Source organism: Enterococcus sp. AAFC-DPL-6103, assembly GCF_058216595.1.
Genome location: NZ_CM177102.1, coordinates 1,199,085 through 1,221,331 on the forward strand (window position 1 = coordinate 1,199,085; position 22,247 = coordinate 1,221,331).

Consider the following 22,247-nt stretch of genomic DNA (forward strand, 5'->3'; position numbering starts at 1 on the left):
TTAAGGCTATTTACTGTTTCTCTCCCGTCTTAAACAGGTGCTTAAAAAGGGGAGAGAACATTGTGAGAAAAAGAAAATCGATCGACTGGCTATTATTATTACCATATTTAGGCGTAAGCGTAGTCGGTCTCTTACTTGTGTTCAGCGCAAGTTCGTACAGACTGACAGTTGAGGGTCAGAATGCATTATCGCTGTTTTATAAGCAAGCCATTTTTATAGGAATGAGTTGGTTTGTGATTGCTGGCATTTATCGGCTAAAAAAGAAAATTTTATTAAAAGGATTCCTTGCCAAAAGTCTGCTGGGTTTGGGAATCGTTAGTTTGATTTTGGTTTATGTCATTGGTGTAAATATCAACGGTGCACAACGATGGGTTTCGTTAGTTGGTATTCAATTTCAGCCTTCTGAAATAACAAACGTTGCATTGATTCTTTATCTAGCGTATTTTTTTCGGGTGGAACGAAGGAAGGAGGAAATGTGGGTACCTTATGCTCTCGTTTTATTTAGTGGGTTGCTGATTTTATTTCAACCGAAAGTGACAGGTGCAATCATTCTTTGGGGAATCGCACTAGTCATCATTACGACAGCACAGTTGCCTTATCAGTTTTCAATTGCCATTTTTTTCGCAACAATTGCAGGAGTTGCTGTGGTAGGAGGAACAATCCTTTTTCTAGGTAATCATGATCTTTTGCCAAATTTATTCATGCATACCTATGACCGTATTCAGTTAGTGAGAGATCCTTTTTTAGATCCTTATGGAAAAGGATTTCAGATGAGTCATTCCTATTATGCGTTATATAATGGTGGTTTTTTTGGCCGCGGGTTAGGAAATAGTATTACAAAAAAAGGATATTTACCAGTAGCAGAAACAGATTTTATTTATTCGATTTTAGTAGAAGAATTGGGAATGATCGTCGGACTAATCGTGTTAGCACTTCTTTTTTTAATCATTCTTCGATTATTTATGTTAGCTGCAAAAGAAACTAGTCAACAAATTAGCCTGATTTATTTTGGTGTCGGGACTTTGTTGCTCTTACAAACAAGTATTAATATTGCAAGTATCTTAGGAATGATTCCAATGACGGGAATTCCATTACCATTCATCAGTTATGGAGGAACAAGTTATTTGTTCTTATCGATTGCTTTAGGAATCTGTCTAAAATTCTCTTCGGAGGTAAGTGTAAATGGTCAAACGTTTGAGCAATGAGTTAAATTATTCTCTGTTTTTGCCAATTTTCCTTTTTTATTTGATGAGTATCGGAGTGCAAGCAATAGCTGCTGATTTGGATGGGGTCGATGTTAGGCGTATTGTCTTCAAACAAACGATTTTTTGTCTAGTTTCATTTATCTTGCTAGTTGCGACTAGTAGAATTCCTGCAGCAACTTTACTAAGATATGCACCAATTTTGTATGTGCTGTCACTGGGATTGATGGCTCTCTTATATTGGTTTTATGATCCATCAATGTATGTTTTAACAAACACAAAACGGTGGTTGCGAATCGGCTCATTTTCTTTCCAGCCTTCTGAGTTGATGAAACTAAGTTTTATTCTTTTTATGGTACGTCTGACAGTTCGTTTTGAAATGGAATGGCCTCAAAAAAAATTAGCAAGAGATTTGAAAAGTGACTTAGGTTATTTAGGAAAAATTGGCATGTACAGTTTACCTACCTTTTTGTTGATGTTTCTGCAGCGAGACTTTGGGACAAGTTTAGTTTTTATTGCGATTCTAGGTGCGCTGTTTATTATTGCTGGGGTACATTGGAAAATCTTGACGATCATCACAAGCATCGGTGCAATGTTAGGTGGTACATTGTTAGTTCTGGTGTTCAGCGAATGGGGAAACAAGTTGCTCTACTCTTTACATTTTAAGACCTATCAATTAGATCGTGTTCGCGCGTGGATCGATCCATTTCAATATCGTGACACGATTGCGTATCAGCAAGTTCAAAGTCTTTATGCAATTGGTAGCGGGGGATTATTTGGACGTGGGATTAGCGGGATCTCTGTGTATGTGCCAGTTCGAGAATCAGATATGATCTTTACCGTAGTTGGTGAGGGCTTTGGCTTTATGGGCGCGGCATTTGTTATTTTTCTATATTTTTATTTGTTTTATCAAATACTTTCTGCAGCGCTGAAGACAAATAACAAAGCGAATCTTTATCTTGCAGTAGCGCTTGTTTTTGGGCTGATGTTTCAAATTTTTGAAAATATTGGTGCAGCAATTGGCATATTGCCACTAACCGGTATTCCATTACCCTTTTTAAGTCAAGGAGGTACTTCACTGATTGTGTTAGGAATTGGGTTAGGTGTCACGATGGGATTCAAGAAAAAATAGCTTGTTATGAACAAAATAAAAGAATGAAAAGTGAGGATACTTTATGCGAAAGAAATTGTTTTTGAACAGCGCTGCTGCGTTGTTCTTACTACTCGTAGTTACAAGTGGTGTTATGACGGATGCGCCATGGCTTCATCATGCGGATCAAATTTTCATCCAACATCGGTTACCCGATAATGCCTATATAACTGTTTTGATAGGTTTGGTAGCGAAGGTAGCGACGATTGGTACAATGTTACTTATTTTTGGCGTAATAGCAATTTTTTTACTAAGAAAGAATCGAAAATCTTTAGCAATTTGGTGTTTGGGGAATCTCCTATTTGTTAGTGGTATTGGCTATGTCTTAAAGCATTTGATACAACGAACACGCCCAGATCAATTGCAATATCTTGCACGTTCGTCCTACAGTTTTCCAAGTGGGCACTCCGTATTGATCATGACATTTGTTTGTTCCATGGTTGTGATTTATGCTTTCAGCAATCAAAAGATTTCTTTACCAATCAAACTGGTTTTCTGTTTCTTATTAGCTGTGATTGCTGGTGGTCGCATTTACTTAGGTGTCCATTATTTCAGTGATGTTTTTACTGGATTGTTGCTTGGGTATGGGACGACTTTTGGAACAGCTGGTCTTTTTTATCCACACTTACGACAAGAAACATTCACTATTCTGCAAACTAGAAAAAGTCGTTTTTCAACAGGACAAAAAGTTTTACTAAGTTTAGTTACTGTGCTTGTTATCATTGTTTCTGGTTTGAGTGTTTTTGCTTTGCGCTTTTACCACAGTAGTCAAAAAATGGCAGATTCAATGTATTCACCCGTTGAACGAAAAGGAAATACGAAAGCGCCGGAAGCTTCAGAACCAATGAGCATTTTACTATTGGGCATTGCAAATGATTCAAAAAGAAAAACGGACTACAGAGCAAACACGATTATGGTGGCAACTTTGAATAATCAGACGAAGAAAACAACTTTAGTAAGTATTCCACGAGATTCGTTTGTAGAAATCGTTGGGGCAGATTACGAAGATAAAATCAATCACGCACATTCGATTGGTGGGCCAGAAATGATTATGAATACTGTTGAAACATTTTTAGATATCCCAATTCATCATTATGTGTCGGTCAATATGGACGGGTTGCAGACACTGGTAGACGCAGTAGGTGGAGTCACTGTAGATAATGATTTTGCTTTTTCAGCTGAAGGAATTGATTTTCCAAAAGGGAAGCAACATTTGGATGGTTGGGAAGCATTACAATATTCGCGAATGCGTTATGAAGATCCTAAAGGTGATTATGGTCGTCAAGGTAGACAACGAGAAGTAATGGAATTGCTAATAGATAAAATGCTATCAACGAAAAGTGTTTTTAGTTATCAGAAAATTATGGATGGCATTGGAGAGAATGGGAAGACGGATCTGACCTTCGACCAAATGCAAAAAATCTTAACAGGTTATTATTCTTGTTTAACAACTATTGACAGTGAACAAGTCCAAGGTGAAGGTTTTACGGGAGATGGAATTACTGGACAAGATGGAATATCTTACCAAACAATACCGGTAGAAGAAGTTCAAAGAGTGAAAGATTTATTGCATAAACAACTACACTTGTGACGAAGGAGCCTAGTCAGGAGACAAATTAAAAACGAATACGCGGTGTATTAGGAACAAATAATTAATTGAAGAGATAAAATTTATTCACGTATAAAACACATAAAGACCTATCTATAAATTGGGTAGGTCCTTTATGCGTTTTATACGAAACCTAGATTTTGTGCTCAATGATTAAAAATATAGTACCAAATAAGTTTCAATCAATAAATCTGCTTGAAGTATCAGAGCAGAACGAGAAGTAATATCATAATTTTCATACTTTGTTATGCCAACGCCGGCGACATAGAGTGTGGAAGCCCCATGAATTTTTGCGCAATGTCTGTTAATTTATCTAAATCAGTGCCAGTTATCACCGCATCCAAATAAGATCGGTAACGTTCAGCCTGGTGGAGAGATGATGGTCTAACTGATTTGATTGGTGATTCTTGTGGTATCATAAAGAAAAACAAACATTCATAAGGAGAAATAATGGTTACTATTAAACAGATTGCTAAAGAATCCGGAGTCTCGAAGAGTACGGTTTCTCGTTATTTGAATAAAGGATATGTGAGTGAAGCAACGGCAGAAAAAATCGAAAAAATTATCAACAAATATAATTATTCGCCTAATGAGTTTGCTCGTAATCTAAAGAGCCAAAAAAGCAATTTCATCGGAGTGATTTCTCCCCGACTAACTTCGCCATCCATCATGGCAATTTTGAATGGAATTGATGAAGTTGCAAGAAAAAATGGGTTTCAAATGTTGATTTCTAATACCGAATTGGAAATCAAACGTGAGATTGAGAATATCTACAGTTTAGTGCAAAACAAAGTAGCTGGTATTATTTTATTGGCAACGGAAATTACGGAAGAACATATCAAAGTAGCGAATTCAATCGATGTGCCAATCTTGTTTGTCGGGCAATCGAATGAAGCAGTCTATTCCGTAGATCATGATAATTATCAAGCAGGTGTGAATCTTGCGCAAACTTTGCTGGAATATGGGCATAAAGAAGTAGTATATATTGGTGTGCCAGAAAATGATTTATCAGTTGGAATCAATCGAAAACAAGGGGTTGTGACCACTTTTCTTGATAAGGGAATCACACCACAGATTGTTTCTTCAACTTTTTATCCAGAAGATAATTATCAGTTAGGATTAGAATTACTACCTCAAAGTAATGCTAGTTTGGTTATCTGCGCGACAGATAGTATGGCGATGGGGGTAATTAAAGCTGCAAACCAATTGAATATTGCTATTGGTACCGAACTTTCGATTGCTGGATTTGGTGGTTATTCTTTTGGCGAGTATCTCTATCCACCGTTAACGACAGTTGACTTTCACCATCAATTTGTCGGTGAGAAGGCAGCGTACTTGATGACTGAGCTTTTAAAAGGAAATGAGGTTGATCGACGAACAATCATTGATACGACAATGATTATCAGAAATAGCGTATGTGCTGTCAAAAAATAGTTGACAGCGCATACATTTGCGTGTTACGCTGACCTTGTCAATAGGGGAACGGTTCCACAAGGCTATGAGGTTTTATTTTATTATTTTTTTAAGTAAAAATGGGAACGGTTCCACAAAAGATGAGGAGGAAGAACAAAATGGAAAATCGAGAGATTGCAACAGAAGTAATTAATGCCGTTGGTGGTACAGAAAACATTCGAAGCGTTGCGCATTGCGCGACTCGACTACGATTGATGGTCAACGATGAAAGTAAGATTGATAAAAAAAAGGTAGAAGATATTCCTAAAGTGAAAGGTGCATTTTTTAACTCTGGTCAATATCAGATTATTTTTGGAACGGGGACTGTGAATAAAATTTATGACGAAGTTGTTGGCTTAGGTGCTAACGAGTCTTCCACAACTGAAATGAAATCAGAGGCAGCTAAAAATGCGAATCCTTTTCAACGAATAGTGCGTACGTTTGGGGATGTCTTCGTGCCGATTATTCCAGTCTTAGTTGCAACGGGTCTGTTTATGGGGCTTCGCGGATTGATTACTCAACCACAAATTTTGCAACTGTTTGGTATGACACCTGATGCAATCAATTCGGACTTTCTTTTATACACGCAAGTTTTAACCGATACAGCGTTTGCCTTTCTCCCAGCTTTAGTCGCTTGGTCAACATTTAAAGTTTTTGGAGGTAGTCCAATTATCGGGATTGTTTTAGGATTAATGTTAGTTAATCCTGCTTTACCAAACGCTTATGCAGTAGCTTCCGGCGATGCTACACCAATTATGTTGTTGAATTTTATTCCGATTGTAGGCTATCAGGGAACTGTTTTACCAGCGTTTATTGCCGGTATCTTGGGTTCAAAATTGGAAAAAAGATTGCATAAGTCAGTACCAGATACGTTTGATTTATTAGTTACACCTTTTGTTACATTGTTAGTCATGAGCTTACTATCCTTGATGGTGATTGGACCAATTTTCCACTCTTTTGAAACAGTGGTCTTGAATGGAACAGAATTTGTCTTAGCTTTACCATTTGGTTTAGCTGGTTTGATTATTGGCTTTTTGAATCAGCTAGTCGTCGTAACTGGTGTACATCACATCTTTAATTTCTTAGAAGTTCAGCTTTTGGCAAATACTGGTGTGAACCCGTTTAATGCAATTATTACTTGTTCTATTGCAGCACAAGGTGGCGCCACTTTAGCTGTTGGCTTCAAAACGAAATCGAAAAAATTAAAGGCATTATGTTTTCCATCTGCCTTATCAGCTTTCTTAGGCATAACAGAACCAGCAATCTTCGGGGTAAACTTACGTTATGTAAAACCTTTTATCATGGGGTTGATTGGTGGTGCTGTGGGTGGATTTGCAGCTAGTTTGCTACAATTAGCTGGAACTGGAATGGCAATTACAGTTATTCCTGGAACGTTGCTTTATTTAAACGGTCAATTATTACCTTATTTATTTGTAAATATCTTAGCAATCGGTGTAGCTTTTGTCTTGACGTACTTGTTCGGCTACCAAGAAAAAGTGGAAGAAGAGCTGGGACAAGCATAAACAATTGGCTTTAGTAAGGAAGTGAAAGTTAGATGTTAGATGGTAAAGGAAAAGACAGTCGTTACCCATTGAGTTTTCATTGTACACCAGAAGAAGGGTTACTAAATGATCCAAATGGATTGATTGAATACCAAGGAGCGTATCATCTCTTTTATCAATGGAATTCCAAAGACTGCACTCATGATTATAAATCCTGGGGACATGTCGTTTCTCAGGACATGGTTCACTGGAAACGTTTGCCGGCAGCGTTGATTCCTAGTGAGTCTTATGACAAAGACGGAATTTATTCTGGATCAGCAATTGAAAAGGATGGCAAATTGTACTTGTTCTATACTGGAAATGTAATTAATCCTGATGAAAGTCGAAGTAGTTTTCAGTGTTGGGCAGTTTCAGAAAACGGTGTCGATTTTAAGAAATTAGGCCCAATTTTTGAACATCCTCAGGGGTATACACGCCATGTGCGTGATCCAAAAGTCTGGTTTGATAAAAAAACACATCAATGGCGTTTAGTGCTTGGAGCACAAACCTTAGCAGAACAAGGCACAATTCTCTGTTACTCGTCCACTGACTTTAAACAATGGCAGTTTGATGGTGAGCTTTTTGATCCAAGTGAAATGGACAAAATCTCTCAGCGAGGCTATATGTGGGAATGTCCCGATCTTTTCCAGGTGGATGGTCAAGATCTCTTGCTTTATTCGCCACAAGGATTAACCCCAGAGAGAGAACAGTATCAAAATATTTATCAAACGGTCTATTTGCCACTGACGAAAGAATGGCAGATTGTATCAGAACATGGATTGACAGAAATGGATTGGGGATTTGAATTTTATGCGCCTCAAACGTTTGAAACGACTGATGGGCGACGCATACTCTATGGTTGGATGGGTGTAATGCCACCTGAAAAGGAACAAGCACAACCAACAGTTGCAGAAAAGTGGGTGCATTGTTTAACGATTCCTCGTGAAGTAAACTTCCATGAGGGGCGACTTTGTCAAAAGCCTGTCCGAGAATTACAGCAGTTGCGTGGAAAACAGTCTTCTTTTGAGTTGATGGAAGACTGGGAATCTCCCTTGGCAGAATTTGGTTCAGAAATATGTCTAATATTTGATTCTCCGGTCAAAGAATTTCAATTTGAAGTCACAACAGGTTTCTCGTTAAAGTTTGATGATCAGACAGCGAGGCTCGTATTGAGTCGAATAAATTGGGAGGATGGTAAAAAGGAATCTCGATGCTACCATTTAACTGAACCATTGAGAGAAATACAGCTGATGATTGATGGGTCAGCCGTAGAAATTTTTGTAAACCATGGAGTAGCAGTAGCTTCAGCAAGGTTTTTCGCATCTGCAAAACCACAGCTTAAATACAATGGTAAGAATCAAGGACGGGGCGTACATTTCAGCTTGCGTGATTGTCGTTAAAAGAAAAACCACCATTTTTTTGGTGGTTTTTTGTGTCGATTTGAGACATTCTTTGAAAAGTAGTAAATAATACAAGTTAAAAAGTAGTCTAAGTACTCGTCAACTTTTTTATAGAGAATAGACATATTTTCAACTCTAGATTTTTTTAGTAAGTTAAAATTCTAGCTCAAGAAAATGGAACAGAGGAAGTTAGATTTGTAAACGTCTACTTAATTAAATAAATGATAAACTTTTGCTAGTAATAGACATGTCCTGAACGTTTTCTTGTTGTCAAATTCTATTCCGTGCTACAATTTCTTTAGTATTTTTTTGATAAAGGGGTCATGGAAGATGTTCGGGAAAAAGAGTAAACAAAAAGAGAAGCAGTTTAACCTACTAAGTGAAAAGAAATTCGATGAAATAGATGAGCTAGAGACACCGGAAGAACGAGAAGAATTTCAGTCGTTCTTTGCTGACGTGTTGAAACAATTTCCAAGTAAAACCTCCACTGCTATCATGAAATCCCTTGATAGTACAAAGGATAAAGCATTACAGTTGACGGCTGCTAGTCGGAGTCGCTTCGATAGCATTTTTGATGAATTTCTAGCAGATGTAGATCAAGAAACTCGTAAAAAATGTCATACAACAGTTCATGTGGCATCCTTAACAGCTGCAATCATTGGTTTATCACCAATTCCGTTTTCCGATGCGTTTTTATTAGTGCCAGTACAGTTGACGATGATGGCACGTTTACACAAAATATTTGGACAGTCTTGGTCGGAAAGTCTGGGTAAAAGTTTGACTAAAGAACTGGTAGTTGTTAGCCTGGGTCGTAGTGCAGTAGGTAATATTTTAAAATTTATTCCAGTAGTTGGAACAATCAGTGGCGGTGCGGTCAACGCCGTGGTTGCCATGGCAATTACGGAATCTCTTGGGTGGGTGACGGTCAAAATGTTGAATGATGGGGAAGATATCTTTGATCAGGTAATGTCGTTTAAGGGTCAATTTGATACGTTGTTCAAGGCAATTCAAGGAGTTAGTAAGAAAAAATAGCTAAAAGTTGACTATCTGATAGGTGGTCAGCTTTTTTTGATCATTTTATGAAAATAAATTAAACAAACAAGTTTATTAGACTGATTGATAAATGGTCTAAAATATTTTTCGTTGAAGAGCCTATAAGCATAGTCATAGTCTTTTATTTTGACCTTACGGAATACAAACAAGCTGAAAACAGTGATCTGCTTTCAGCTTGTTTGTTCTTTTTTGTGAGAAGTGTTTTTACATAGTGAAGTTTAGTCTTGAACAATAAAGAACTTTAGCTCAAAAAAATTTAATTTTTTAAGGAGCCTGCCTGTTTCACAAAATCATCCACTTCAAAACGTCGCTTTTGCTCGAGCGCATGGATACAGCGTTCAACCCAATTAAGTTTATCTGCATCATTTGTTAGCCGGTCATAATAGTTACTTACTTTTTGGTTATAGTTTTGGTTAAGTCTGGATAAGTGTTTGTTCCGACAACAAATGATTGAGGTAAACATGGTTTAACTGGCAGTTGTTCTGCTGGATAACCTAAGCACAAGACAAACAATGGCATCACTCGTTCTGGTAGATGAAATAAATCTGCTAATTGATCCATTTCATTTCGAACACCACCGATAATGACACCATCCAAGCCTAAAGTTTGCACTGCAATGAACGCTTTTTGTGTAGCTAAAGTTACATCAACTTCCTCTCGTTTCAGGATCAGTCACTTCGATAATTATATAGGCTTGAAGATAACTTGATGTTGGTGCCATTTGACTGCGTGCAAGTATGGTTTATTTAGTTTTTTCATCAATTGGTTGATCGGTATATTCACGTGTGGAACTGTGTTGCATCAAAAGATTGATTAGGCCCCTTTGCTTATTCATTTTGTGAAGAAAATAAAGCAGTTTTTATTGACTTACCGGCCTGTGTGCCTATTTCACTATGGCTGTTATTTTTTACATATACTTTTTAGTATTTAGCAGACAAGTTTTTCTGTTTTATTTGAAATAGATGGACAGCACTTTCGATGATCAGTGCGATCGTTACAAGAAAGCTAAGTGAGAACAAGATGAAGGTAGTGGGCAAGGTAGCAGTTGCCAAAAAAGTTGCCATGGAAATGACAATCATTAGTTTCCAAAACACCCCAGTATGGTAAGCGAGTTCTTTCGCAAAACGAGAAACATCTAGTTGGCTGTCAGCCTGTTGATGAAAAACTGTGAGTCGTTTGCCTAACGAGCGGATACCAAGTACACCACTTAAAAACATCAATAACCAAATAAGCCAGACAATTCCATTAGTAAAAGAAAAGTTAACTCGTCGAAAACTGAGCCAAATAAGTAAAGCAGCTAGATAACTCAAAGACGAAGTGGCTAGCATTTCTAAAAATAGAGTCAAGGAAGACAATTTCTTTGTTGTAAGTTTGCGAATGAGCATGAAAGCAATCAATGATAAAAGAAAAAGGATCATTGTGCCTGTCATACGCGCACCTCTTTTTCAGAATCATTGGTCATTTGCAAAATGATTTTTCCAGTAGCATGACCAGATTGTGAATAAGTAAGGGCTTCTTCTATTTTGCTCAGTGGAACAATTCGATCAATCACCGGCTTAATTATTTCGGCTTCAATCAGTTGTCCTAAGATATCTAACTGTGTACCACTTGGTTTCATGAAAAGAAAAGTATAAGAGGCCTTTGTTTGTTTTTCTAATTTTGTTAGATTACGTGTCACGATTCCGAACGCAAGTCGTTTCCAAAGAGGGACACCATATTCTTTACCAAATCGATAATTAGGTAACCCAGCAATGCTGACCACTTTTCCGCCAGGTTTGATGATTTTGAAGGCATCTTCTAATGTCGCACCACCACGTGTATCAAATACATAATCGTAGTCTTTTAAAACTTCTGCAAAGTTTGTTGTTTGATAATTAATTGGATAATCAGCTCCTAATGATTTTACGAGATCAAAATTAGTTGCAGAAGTAGTTGTGGCAACATAAGTACCTAAGTATTTTGCAATTTGGATCGCTATTGTTCCAATCCCTCCAGAACCGCCTTGAATCAAGACTTTCTCACCGGGTTGAATCTGCATAATATCATGTAAAGCTTGATAACTTGTTAGTCCAACTAAGGGGATCGAAGCAGCTTCTTCAAAGTTGATATTTTTGGGCTTGAGTGCGATATCTCCTTGATCGACAGAGATGTATTCGGCAAAGGTCCCAATTCGATTCTTTTGAACTCGTCCATAGACCGCATCTCCAACTGAATAGTTTGTTACTTTTTCGCCAACTGCCGTGACGATTCCAGCAAAGTCACTTCCCATAATCATGGGCATATCATAACTAAGCAACATTTTAAGCCCGCCATCTTTGGTTTTTATATCGATCGGATTGATACTTGCAGCAACGATTTTCACTAATACATCATTCGAACGAATGTTCGGAATAGGAACCTCCTTGATTTTAGGCATCGGTTGTTTGTAAGTATCAATGACAGCCGCTTGCATTGTGTTTTTCATGATTATTTCCTCCAATTTATACGTGTTTGATTTAATCGTTTAATATTTTGAACGAATCACTTTCACGAGTTTAGTTCATTGGTTTAAAAATGTCAACCAATAATCTCTGAGGAATCGAAAAACGACTTTCCTTCAGTACGAAAGTCGTTTTTGGTTTATCCAACGTAAAAACATGTACAATGTTTCGACTAATTGTATCAAGTTTATCAGACTGTCAGAGAGCGAGAGAACGATGTTTTTCTATTTATTGCATATTGACAAAAACGATTGTTAAAACGGGTATATACATGTATGGATATTCATTTGAATAAAATTTCATGTTATTTTTATGTTGACAAAGTAAAACTTACTTGATAAAGTGTCGTTGTTAAATCGTAAAGATTACGTTTTGCGATGAGCAAATCGAAAAAAAGGAGTGTTCCCATCAATGGCTAAAAAATCAAAAATAGCACGCACAAGAAAACAGCAGGAGTTGATTGAGCAGTATGCAGAAATTCGAATTTCCGTTAAAAGCTGTCAACGACTATGAAGGTTTGGCAATGCTAACCAAAAATGCGAATCCTAATCGTTTGAAACGACGCGATCCAATAGATGGCAGACCTCGAGGCTACATGCAAAAATTTGGTATATCCAGAATAAGGTTCCGAGAATTGGCGTTTCAAGGTTTGATACCAGGGGTAAAAAAAGCAAGTTGATAAAAAAAAGAAAATCTGGAGGAATAAAGAATGGCAGTTCCAGCAAGAAAGACATCAAAAGCAAAAAAGAGATTACGTAGAGCACATTTAAAAATAGCGAAACCTGAAATTTCATTAGATGAAGAAATAGGTGATTATCGTCGCAGTCATCATGTTTCACTTAAAGGGTATTATAAAGGTCGCAACGTAACTGGCAAAGAATAAGGGAGGATTAGGATTAAAATGAACATCATTTATCCACCACTAGTTGAACAAAGTTTTCAATTTTATCAGAAAAATAGTAACGAAGACTTCAGTAAAACGGCTCTTTATCGTTCAATGGTTACTAATAAACTCATTACTGAGAACGGCCATCCAACAGCTGAAGCAATTGAAAGAGGACTTGTACGGGATTTTTATGAGGAAGCGGATCTTTTATTTGAAGAATTTTTAGCAATTTATCCAATTTTTACTGTGTATGAAACAGAACTTTTCCAAAAAATTGATGGGTTTTGGGAGATACCAGTTTCATTGAAAAATGAATTGATGATCCGACTTGATCAAGGAAAATTTAGTTATGATGAACAAGTTCAAGTTGAAGCGTTTTTGTCAGAAAGATAAATCAGAAATGAAGGTGAAACGATTGAGACAAACAATTATTTTAGCGTGCGAAGAAACAGCTGAACGAATTTATTTAACAAGTAAAAATAAACGAAATACGCCAGAACGTTTAGTTTTGAAAAAATATTCGCCTAAATTACGTCGACGTGTAATTTTTAAAGAGGTGAAGTAAGCATTTTTGAAGAAGAAAGGTGATTTCGTTGGGGATACCGATAACAATCGTATCTGGCTTTTTAGGAGCTGGAAAAACAACCTTGATCAACCAGGCGTTAAACGCATCCGAGCTGCCAAGAGAAGAAATAATTATTATTGAAAATGAGGTCGGACAAACAGGAATCGACCACGAACTCTTACTGCACACAAAGGAGCGTGTTTTACAATTGAACAACGGCTGCATGTGTTGTAGCTTGAGAGAAGATTTGATAACAACTTTAGCAAGCATTGAAGAAGTGACCAAAGAATGGCAAGTTCCTTTGTCTCAAATTATTATTGAAACAACAGGAATTGCTGATCCTCAGCCAATTATCCAAACGATTTTAACTACGCCTATCCTGCGAAATACTTATTATATTGATAGTCTTTTGACTGTCGTGGATAGGCAAAATTGTTCGATATATCAAAATGAGCCAGTCAGCCTGAAACAAATTGCGCTGGCAGATCGAATTGTTTTTGCGTTAAAAGAAGGAGATACCGTCAACAATTGCTCAGAAATAGTAGCAACATTGACTGAAATCAATCCATTAGCCGATTTTATTTATTTTTCGGAAACAGCCCCGATTACTGCAACCGACTTTTTTCACTTAGACAAATTTCAGGCAACGGAAGGGTTAAACGAATCTCTGGCAACTCAAACTGAGGTTGAAAGGACAAATGAGCCTCACTCTAGAGATCATCATCACAAAGACCACCTACATGGTCACTCACACAGGTCAGCCGTTCATCAACATGACGAGCATGGTTTCCAAACCGTCTTACTGACTACAGAATGTGAATTAAATGAAGCTGCATTAATACGCTGGATTGATTGGTTATTATTTGCCAATCAAGAATTGTATCGTTTTAAAGGAATCATTGCACTAGAAAACCGTGAATTAGCAGTTGCTGTCCAAGGTGTCAATCAGCAAGTGAGCTTTCAACTGACTCCGCTAGAAAAAACGACAACGAAAATCGTACTTATTGGAAAAAATTTAGCGTCGAAAAAAATAGAAGAAACATTTAATCAATTGTGCATCACTTATAAGCAATAAGAAGGAGAAATCAATGGAGAAAACAGACCTTTCAAGTGCGTATCGACGATTAAAAAGTCCGAATATCAAGACAAGAAAACGAGCATTAAAGATTATCAAAGAATATAAGCAAAATAAAAAGCGAGCTAGTTGAATGAAAAGGAGAAATCAAATGAACAAGTGGAAAATTGGTTTGTTTAGTCTACTATTAGCAAGCGTACTAGGCGCGTGCAGCACAAATAGTCCAACAAGTAAAGAAACCGAAAAAGAAAAACTTTCAGTTATCACAACTTTTTATCCTATGTATGAATTCACGAAGAATATTGTCGGAGATGAAGGCGAGGTCAAGTTGTTGATTCCAGCTGGAACGGAGCCACATGATTATGAACCATCTGCTAAGGAAATCGCAAGTATTCATGATGCAGATGTCTTTGTTTATCATAATGAAAATATGGAAACTTGGGTGCCACAAGCTGAGAAAAGTTGGAAAAAAGGTGCACCTAATGTAATCAAAGGAATCAATGGGATGGTGTTGTTACCTGGAAGTGAGGAAGAACATGATCATGACCACGGGGAAGAAGGACATCATCATGAGTTAGATCCCCATACATGGGTCTCACCTAAGATGGCGATTAAAGAAGTGACATCTATCAAGGAACAATTAGAACAACTTTATCCGAAGAAAAAGAAAACTTTTGAAACAAATGCAGAAACGTATCTAACAAAATTAAAAAAATTAGATGAAGAGTACACAGAAAAATTAAGTACAGCTAAGCAAAAAAACTTTGTGACACAACATGCTGCTTTTGGATACCTGGCTTTAGATTATGGATTGAATCAAGTTCCGATTGCAGGTTTGTCTCCAGATCAAGAGCCTTCACCAAGTCGCCTAGCAGAGCTAAAAGAATATGTTCAAGAAAATGAGATCAAATACATCTATTTTGAAGAAAATGCCGAAGATAAAATTGCAAAAACGTTAGCTGATGAGGCAAAAGTCAAACTCGAAGTATTAAATCCTGTCGAAAGTTTAACAAAAGAGCAGATGGCAAATGGGGAAGATTATCTTTCGGTGATGAAAGATAATCTAACTGCTTTGGAAAAAACAACAAGTGTTGCAGGTAAAGAAATCAAACAAGAAAACGCAGCGAAATCGACTAAGACTGTTGCTAATGGCTACTTTGAAGACGATGCAGTCAAAGACCGAACATTAGCTGATTATGCAGGTGAGTGGCAATCCCTTTATCCTCTGCTAAAAGAAGGCGATTTAGATCAAGTTTTCGACTATAAAGCAAAATTGAATAAAGACAAAACAGCACAGGAATATAAATCTTATTACGCAACTGGTTATAAAACAACTGTCGATAAAATGACAATCACAGATCATACAATTGACTTTGTTGTCGATGGCCAGCATCACCAATATGAATACAACTATGCTGGTTACAAGATTTTAAATTATGAAAAGGGAAATCGTGGCGTACGTTTCCTTTTTGAAACAGCTGATAAGGATGCCGGAGAATTCAAATATGTGCAATTTAGCGATCACAATATTGCACCAGTTAAAGCAGAACATTTTCATGTCTTTTTTGGAGGAGAGAGCCAACAGAAACTTTTCAACGAGTTAACTAACTGGCCCACTTTTTATCCAGCTGATTTGACTTCACAAGAAATTGCACAGGAAATGATTGCACATTAAGACTTATGTATGATAGCAAAAAACGAGGACTTTTGAAGTCCTCGTTTTTAGTTTAGTGTGCGTATAAGAAAGCAGATAGGAGGTGCAAATAATCAACATGACCAATAAACATTCAGACAATCCCCAACATTTTCAAGTCAACTATTGATCGCCATCTTTCAGATGGAACAATAATCAAAAATAATTCTTCCCCAATAATAATTGTATTTTAACAATATAATTGCTTGGAAAACCAGTAAAGTAATATGTAACGAGTGAACAATTTAGTTATAAAAAAATAGCAATCGGTAGTTGGGTTAGTAAAATAATGATATACTGAGAAAAAGAACCTTGAAATCTAAATAAGTGAAGACCAATAGAAGCATCCAAACTGAAGCCTTGCTATGGGTGAATAGTGCGATTACGGAACCTCAAAAATTTTTATCCGAGGTTTTAGAGCTATGCTGTTTTGAATGCTTCCAAAACTTAAGTTCAACTGAATATATTCAAGCAAAAGTTTTAGAGCTATGCTGTTTTGAATGCTTCCAAAACTGCACGTAGAATGGCAGTTCGTCTGTGGTTGTTTTAGAGCTATGCTGTTTTGAATGCTTCCAAAACGGTGTCGTTGATAGTGTTTTCCGGAAGATGGTTTTAGAGCTATGCTGTTTTGAATGCTTCCAAAACACCAAAGAATTTACTGAATGTGTCTTTGACGTTTTAGAGCTATGCTGTTTTGAATGCTTCTTAATTAAGAATAGCTGTGTTTATCAATAGTAGAATAAGCAAAAGAGGATTTCCAACTGAGCCATTTGAAGGAAACGAGTTTGCAGTAACTAGCCATATTCGTCAGGAAAATAGCAAATAATTTTTTGATAGTGATTCCAAAAAAACCACCAACTAGTTGGTGGTTTTTTTATTGGGTAAATATTTGGGAATAACAAACATGAGAAAATATCGTACTAATAAATTAAGTTGGAAGATAGGGATAATTTATTAGTATAGATATTATTATAACGTATTTAAAACACGTTTATGATTTGTTTTTTTTATAGTTATTATTATCTTTTTTACCTAAATCAGGTTGCCTGAAATTGACTATTGTAAAGTGAACGATAGAGTGTTGGACGTTTCAACAGTTGTTTATGCGTTCCTTTTTCAATGATATCGCCCTTATCCATTACTAAAATTAAATCAGCATTTTCAATGGTAGATAGGCGGTGGGCAATGACGAAACTCGTCCGATTTTGTGTTAACGAGTTCATTGCTTCTTGGATTTGTAATTCTGTTCGAGTATCTACACTCGAAGTCGCTTCATCTAAAATAACCACTGGTGGATTTGCCAAAATGACACGAGCAATGGTCAACAGTTGTTGCTGACCTTGCGATAGGCCTCCGCCATTGTCACTAGTTACGATGGAATCATAGCCATTAGGAAGTGTCAGAATAAAGTGATGACACTGAGCAATTTTAGCTGCTTGGATAATTTCTTCTCGCGTAGCATCCATTTTTCCATATGCGATATTTTCAGCAATCGTACCTTCAAATAACCAAGTATTTTGTAAGACCATTCCAAATAGGGAACGAAGATTTTCTCTTGGAAGATCAGTCGTTGGAATTCCATCGAATTCGATTTGACCGGATTCGATGTCATAAAAGCGCATAAGCAGATTGACGAGTGTTGTTTTACCGGCGCCGGTTGGCCCAACAATGGCGATTTTCTGATTTGCTTTCGCATCAAAATCAACTTTCTTCATCAATGTTTTGTCAGGTGAATAACCGAAGCGAACATCTTTGAATCGGATATTTCCAGTAGGCTGTTGAATGGTTCTTCGACTTGTATCTGCTTGTTCTTCTTCATGATCTAAGATATAGAAGATTCGTTCAATCGAAGCCATAGCAGCTTGAATCGAGTTAATGACATAAGAAGCTGTTGAAATTGGTTCAGAAATTTGATTGATATATTGTAGATAAGCTTGCAAGAACCCAATCGTTATTCCACCACTCAGTACGGTCATTGCACCAAAAATCGCACTAAAAATGAATGCAGATTGGTTAATGAAACGTGACAAAGGATAGATAGCAAAGTTTAAGAATTGCGCACGTTTAAATACAGTGTAGTGCTCCTCAATTGTCTGACTGATAGCAGCCATTTGTTGATTCTCTTGGTTAAAGGATTTTGACACGATGACGCCAGAAAGATATTCTTCCATCTCGTTGTTGATACTACCCAGTTTCACTTGCGCTTTGTCTGCGACTTCTTTATTTATCATTGAAAATTTGTGCGTTACCAGTCCACTAAGAACCAGTAAACCGATCACTAAGATTGACATCTTACTGTCGATATAAATCAACATGATTCCTGCAAAAAGAATAGTTACTATAGATGTGAATAGTTGGTTGACACCAGTCAATAACACTTGAGAAAGCTGATTCAACCCAGTGGTCGTTCGACTAATCAGATCGCCCACCTGATGATTATCAAAAAAAGACATCGGTAATTTTTTGATTTTTTTCGTAATCAGTTTTCGAGTATTCAAAGTAAGTCGTTCGCTCAATGTCGCCATTGCTCGTTCTTGAACGTAAGAAAGTCCACTGCTGATTAGCGAAAACAGGACTAAAAGTAAGACCGTTGGAAGTAATTGCTCTGTAAGTAAACCAAGAGTCACTGACAATGGTTCTTTCAGTTGGATGATTGCAACGATTTTATCAATACCTAATGCCATCAGGAAGGTCATTGCAACCACTAAAATATTTCCAAGCAAACTACAAAACATCAATAGATAAAAATATTTATGTTCAGAACGATGTAATTTCCAAAAGCGATACATCACATGTTTTTTATTCGCCACCATGTTGTTTTGTTTCATCTTATCACTCCTTCATTCCTTGCGAGGCTGCAATTTCTTGATAAATTTTGTTGGTGCCTAACAATTCTTGATGTGTTCCTTCACCAGCTACCTTGCCATTGTCCATGAGGATGATGTGATCAGCATGGGCGATTGTACTCAAACGCTGAGCAATGATTACTAGTGTTTTGTTCGAAAATTCTTTGGTGAGTGCTTTTCGCAAAGCAGCATCTGTTTGATAATCCAAAGCAGAGAAGCTGTCATCAAATACATACATTGAAGCAGGTTTGATTAGTGCTCGTGCAATACAGATCCGTTGTTTCTGTCCGCCAGAATAGTTACTGCCTCCTTGTGCCGTGACTGATTCATATTTATCAGGTAAAGTATCTACAAATGGTTTTAGCTGAGAAATTGTTGCTGCTTGATCAATTTCAGCTGGCGTGGCATCCGCTTTTCCCATTAAAAGATTTGATTTAATTGTTCCTTTGAATAAAAATGCTTTTTGGGGAACATAAGCAACCTGTTCACGAATACTATTTTGTGTTAAAGCGGTTGTTGGGATATCATTCAATCTAATTTCACCACTTGTAGGGTCGTTGATTCGTAAAAGAAGCTTCATCAACGTACTTTTTCCAGAACCAGTTGCGCCAACAATTGCTGTTGTTTTTCCAGCTGGGATGGTCAATGAAATTTTTTCAATCACTGGATTGCTTTCTTCTCCGTAGGCAAAAGAAACATTTTGATAGCTAGCAGCGCTCGCATCTCTGATTTGAAAAGAAGGCGATTCTTTGGGGTCAATGATTAACGGTTCAAAATCGATTACTTCTTCTAGTCGTTTCAATGAAGCAACGGAGCGAGGGATGACCACAAAAACCATTGCTGCAAGCATAAGATATGAGAGTGCTAAAAGCGCATATTCAGTAATTGCTGCGATATTCCCGATTTGGATGGTCTGATTGCCAACTAGGTAGCCACCGACCCAAAGAATGGATGCGTAGACAACGCCCATAATCAAAAAAGCGGTAGGAGTGATGAAAGCGAAAATTTTATTCACTTGAATCATCTGATTTGCATAATTAGTAAAGGATTCATTGGTTTTTGCTTCTTCGTGGTCTTGATTATTGAATGCACGAATCATATTGATCCCAGTAAAAAACTCTCTTAGTTTGGTAGTAATACGGTCCATTTTGGGCTGAATACTTAATGCAATAGGCGTTCCTTTTTTCAGCAAAAATAATAATACAACCGAATAAAAGACGATGGCTACCAGTGGAATCCACAATAAGTTTGGAGCATTGAGATATGTCATGGTCAAAGCAAAAACAGCAATGATTGGAGCAGGTAAGATCAGTTGACAAAACATCACAATCATTTGTTGAACATTGTCCACATCATTTGTCATACGAGTGAGCAAGGTGCTAGAGCCAATTTTATCAATATCAGAAATGCTTAGTTCTTGAAATTTTTGGAAAAACGATTTTCTGATTTGGCGACCAAAACGTCCGCCAAGAATTGCTGATAGATAGCTACCAATCACGGCAGCAATTGTGCCTAAAATCGTAATGACAATCATTTGAACAGCGATGTGCTTGATTGCATCAAGATCATTTTTTAAAATACCAAGATTGATTAGTTGTGCTACTAACATAGGCACTCCTAAGATTCCGATGATTTGTAGAACAATGAAACTGCTGGTCAGAGCAACGATGCCCTTATTTTGTAACAAAAAATTTTTTAGTACTTTCATAAGTCATGCCTCCTTAGTTTTGACAATAATGGAGTATACAGGTTAAAGTAGCTTTAAGGTCAAGGAGGTTTTTTCAAATGACTAAAACTTTTTCTATTGGTGAAGCTGCAAAATTTTTGAACTTGCCAACATCTACGATTCGCTATTGGGATTCGATTGGTTTGCTAACGAATTCCCGAAACGAAGCCAATGATTATCGGACATTTACATATGATGATTTGTTTGCATTGTACGATGTCAAATTCATTCGAAGTCTAGGTTTATCAATCAAAGACGTTCAGGGAATTTATCGAAAATCAGAAAAAGAAGTTTATGACGTATTGGAGCAGACAGAAAAACGTTTGGCAGAAGAAATTAAAAAATTAAAGGAAGAAATGGCACAAATTGAGCAACGAAAACGACATCTTTCATCAACTGGGTTTGATTTAACTGGAACACACGATTTGAAAATTGATTTTACGAAAATGGTTCGTGCCGATTTAGATGAAAACTTTACCGCACGAAAATATTTAGAAAAAAACTGCAACTCTGGGATTATTTGGCAAGAAAAAAATCAATCGTTAGAATATGTTTTTTGTATCGATGCAACATTTGAAGGTGAAATAGAAGAAGAAATCCTTTGGGAATACAATCCAGCGTTTGATTACCAACCAGTAATCATTGAAATAGATCCTGCCGATAATGATCGAAATAATCTGCAAGAGGCCGTCGCTTTGTTAACAGCCGAAGGTTATGAGATTCAGCAAATTATTGGCGAGTTTCTCGTAAGAAAACAATATGAGCAGACATCTGATAAGGAATATTATTTGTCATGGATTGAAATCAAAAATAAAAACAAACAATAGACGGTCGAGTGAATCTGTCTAAAAGTACGATTTGGAAATTTATCTTGTTCGTTGTAAGATAAAAGAAACCAACAAGTCATGATGAAGAGAAGGGAGAAGATGGTTAAAATAGAAGTAATCACCTTTGATCTTCAGGTCAAGATAAATTCCTTTGTTTCTAATTCAACTATTAATCCTAGATTCATCAATTTAATGTGAACGTTATTGCCGGAATTTGGAATGATAAAAAATAGTCACTAATCTTATAGATGAGGAGTATGTTTATAATGAAAAAGAGAATTTGTTTTGTCTTAGCGGTAGACGGTGGATTGGCCTATTCCACACTTCCTATAGGTTTAAGAAATCAGGAACGCTTAAAAGAGTTTTTCTCCAAAGAATATGAGGTTTCATTGAATTATCTTCGAGACAAAGAGCAGGTAGATTACCTGATCGTACCAAGACAATTGGCGCCATTCATCAATGAAAAAAAGTTGCCGATCATTGAAGTGCCATCCAATCTATTTGTTATCAAAGATTATCAAGGAATCAAAGAAATCATCGACCACTATTTTGAGCAGGAAACCAATTGATGTAGAAATAGGCTGAGGGACAGTCTTAAAAAATAGAAATATGAAGTGAAAAAACGTTTGACAGCGCTTTCTATAAATGGTAATTTATTTGTATAGTAAATTGAATAGGGAAAGACAATAGGATTGTGATTATTAAGTTAAGCAAGACCTGACTAGTTTCGGCTGGTTAGGTC

General features: G+C 36.9%; 20 protein-coding genes, 2 pseudogenes and 1 CRISPR repeat array. Of the genes and pseudogenes, 16 read left to right on the forward strand and 6 right to left on the reverse strand.

The annotated features are described in order from the left end of the window. Positions 1–62 precede the first annotated feature (62 nt). From AC4BC3_RS05840 to AC4BC3_RS05870, 7 genes and pseudogenes are all read left to right on the forward strand, one after another. Positions 63–1,205: an FtsW/RodA/SpoVE family cell cycle protein gene (locus tag AC4BC3_RS05840; RefSeq protein WP_490467212.1), complete on the forward strand. Its 1,143-nt coding sequence runs from the start codon at positions 63–65 to the stop codon at positions 1,203–1,205. Next, a complete protein-coding gene (locus AC4BC3_RS05845) occupies positions 1,183–2,334 on the forward strand; it encodes an FtsW/RodA/SpoVE family cell cycle protein (protein ID WP_490467213.1) in 1,152 nt (383 codons plus the stop codon). The genes AC4BC3_RS05840 and AC4BC3_RS05845 overlap by 23 nt, the downstream gene beginning before the upstream one ends. Before the next feature lie 43 nt (positions 2,335–2,377). Further along, complete coding sequence (locus tag AC4BC3_RS05850) at positions 2,378–3,943, forward strand: phosphatase PAP2/LCP family protein (RefSeq protein WP_490467214.1); 1,566 nt, start codon at positions 2,378–2,380, stop codon at positions 3,941–3,943. Positions 3,944–4,411: 468 nt separating this feature from the next. After that, positions 4,412–5,395, forward strand: a complete 984-nt coding sequence (locus AC4BC3_RS05855; protein ID WP_490467215.1) for a LacI family DNA-binding transcriptional regulator — start codon at positions 4,412–4,414, stop codon at positions 5,393–5,395. Between the two features lie 137 nt (positions 5,396–5,532). Next, positions 5,533–6,909, forward strand: a pseudogene (locus AC4BC3_RS05860) (sucrose-specific PTS transporter subunit IIBC); the annotation flags it as partial. Positions 6,910–6,968: 59 nt separating this feature from the next. Then, positions 6,969–8,354 carry a glycoside hydrolase family 32 protein gene (locus tag AC4BC3_RS05865; RefSeq protein WP_490467216.1) on the forward strand — a complete coding sequence of 462 codons (1,386 nt, stop codon included), beginning with the start codon at positions 6,969–6,971 and terminating at the stop codon, positions 8,352–8,354. A gap of 330 nt (positions 8,355–8,684) precedes the next feature. After that, positions 8,685–9,386, forward strand: coding sequence for a YcjF family protein (locus AC4BC3_RS05870; RefSeq protein WP_206909540.1), 702 nt, complete (start codon positions 8,685–8,687; stop codon positions 9,384–9,386). Between the two features lie 277 nt (positions 9,387–9,663). On the opposite strand, the gene AC4BC3_RS05875 is transcribed toward AC4BC3_RS05870, so the two are convergent. The 4 genes from AC4BC3_RS05875 to AC4BC3_RS05890 form a co-directional block, all read right to left on the reverse strand. Then, positions 9,664–9,870: a hypothetical protein gene (locus AC4BC3_RS05875; RefSeq protein ID WP_490467217.1), complete on the reverse strand. Its 207-nt coding sequence runs from the start codon at positions 9,868–9,870 to the stop codon at positions 9,664–9,666. Next, positions 9,798–10,019: a hypothetical protein gene (locus tag AC4BC3_RS05880; RefSeq protein ID WP_490467218.1), complete on the reverse strand. Its 222-nt coding sequence runs from the start codon at positions 10,017–10,019 to the stop codon at positions 9,798–9,800. Before AC4BC3_RS05880 ends, AC4BC3_RS05875 begins: the two co-directional genes overlap by 73 nt. A 308-nt stretch (positions 10,020–10,327) precedes the next feature. After that, a complete protein-coding gene (locus AC4BC3_RS05885; RefSeq protein ID WP_490467219.1) occupies positions 10,328–10,837 on the reverse strand; it encodes a hypothetical protein in 510 nt (169 codons plus the stop codon). Next, positions 10,834–11,859 carry an NADP-dependent oxidoreductase gene (locus AC4BC3_RS05890; protein WP_490467294.1) on the reverse strand — a complete coding sequence of 342 codons (1,026 nt, stop codon included), beginning with the start codon at positions 11,857–11,859 and terminating at the stop codon, positions 10,834–10,836. Before AC4BC3_RS05890 ends, AC4BC3_RS05885 begins: the two co-directional genes overlap by 4 nt. Before the next feature lie 439 nt (positions 11,860–12,298). On the opposite strand from AC4BC3_RS05890, the pseudogene rpsN reads away from it, so the two are divergent. The 7 genes and pseudogenes from rpsN (at position 12,299) to AC4BC3_RS05925 (ending at position 16,088) form a co-directional block, all read left to right on the forward strand. After that, positions 12,299–12,566, forward strand: a pseudogene (gene rpsN, locus AC4BC3_RS05895) (30S ribosomal protein S14). Between the two features lie 30 nt (positions 12,567–12,596). After that, positions 12,597–12,770 (forward strand): 50S ribosomal protein L32, encoded by a 174-nt coding sequence (rpmF, locus tag AC4BC3_RS05900; RefSeq protein ID WP_206909542.1) that lies wholly within the window; start codon positions 12,597–12,599, stop codon positions 12,768–12,770. 18 nt (positions 12,771–12,788) lie between these two features. Next, on the forward strand, positions 12,789–13,166 hold the full coding sequence (locus AC4BC3_RS05905; protein WP_490467220.1) for a hypothetical protein: 378 nt from the start codon (positions 12,789–12,791) through the stop codon (positions 13,164–13,166). A 7-nt stretch (positions 13,167–13,173) separates the two neighbouring features. Further along, positions 13,174–13,338 carry a 50S ribosomal protein L33 gene (gene rpmG / locus AC4BC3_RS05910; protein WP_277988516.1) on the forward strand — a complete coding sequence of 55 codons (165 nt, stop codon included), beginning with the start codon at positions 13,174–13,176 and terminating at the stop codon, positions 13,336–13,338. Between the two features lie 28 nt (positions 13,339–13,366). Beyond that, the gene (locus AC4BC3_RS05915; RefSeq protein WP_490467221.1) at positions 13,367–14,413 is read left to right on the forward strand and encodes a CobW family GTP-binding protein; all 1,047 of its coding nucleotides are present in this window, start codon (positions 13,367–13,369) and stop codon (positions 14,411–14,413) included. Positions 14,414–14,426: 13 nt separating this feature from the next. Continuing rightward, a complete protein-coding gene (locus tag AC4BC3_RS05920) occupies positions 14,427–14,546 on the forward strand; it encodes a putative metal homeostasis protein (protein ID WP_206909546.1) in 120 nt (39 codons plus the stop codon). Positions 14,547–14,564: 18 nt separating this feature from the next. Next, a complete protein-coding gene (locus tag AC4BC3_RS05925) occupies positions 14,565–16,088 on the forward strand; it encodes a zinc ABC transporter substrate-binding protein AdcA (protein ID WP_490467222.1) in 1,524 nt (507 codons plus the stop codon). Positions 16,089–16,517: 429 nt separating this feature from the next. After that, a CRISPR array of direct repeats spans positions 16,518–16,817; the repeat unit is 36 nt; unit sequence GTTTTAGAGCTATGCTGTTTTGAATGCTTCCAAAAC. A 326-nt stretch (positions 16,818–17,143) separates the two neighbouring features. On the opposite strand, the gene AC4BC3_RS05930 is transcribed toward AC4BC3_RS05925, so the two are convergent. Together AC4BC3_RS05930 and AC4BC3_RS05935 are read right to left on the reverse strand one after the other, a co-directional pair. After that, complete coding sequence (locus tag AC4BC3_RS05930) at positions 17,144–18,934, reverse strand: ABC transporter ATP-binding protein (RefSeq protein WP_490467223.1); 1,791 nt, start codon at positions 18,932–18,934, stop codon at positions 17,144–17,146. Positions 18,935–18,938: 4 nt separating this feature from the next. Beyond that, positions 18,939–20,660: an ABC transporter ATP-binding protein gene (locus tag AC4BC3_RS05935; protein WP_490467224.1), complete on the reverse strand. Its 1,722-nt coding sequence runs from the start codon at positions 20,658–20,660 to the stop codon at positions 18,939–18,941. Positions 20,661–20,737: 77 nt separating this feature from the next. Between AC4BC3_RS05935 and AC4BC3_RS05940 the strand changes: the two genes are divergently transcribed. Together AC4BC3_RS05940 and AC4BC3_RS05945 are read left to right on the forward strand one after the other, a co-directional pair. Next, positions 20,738–21,505: a MerR family transcriptional regulator gene (locus AC4BC3_RS05940; RefSeq protein ID WP_206909555.1), complete on the forward strand. Its 768-nt coding sequence runs from the start codon at positions 20,738–20,740 to the stop codon at positions 21,503–21,505. Between the two features lie 266 nt (positions 21,506–21,771). Then, entirely contained in the window at positions 21,772–22,074 is a 303-nt protein-coding gene (locus AC4BC3_RS05945; protein WP_206909557.1) for a hypothetical protein, read from the forward strand. The last annotated feature ends 173 nt before the right edge of the window (positions 22,075–22,247 follow it).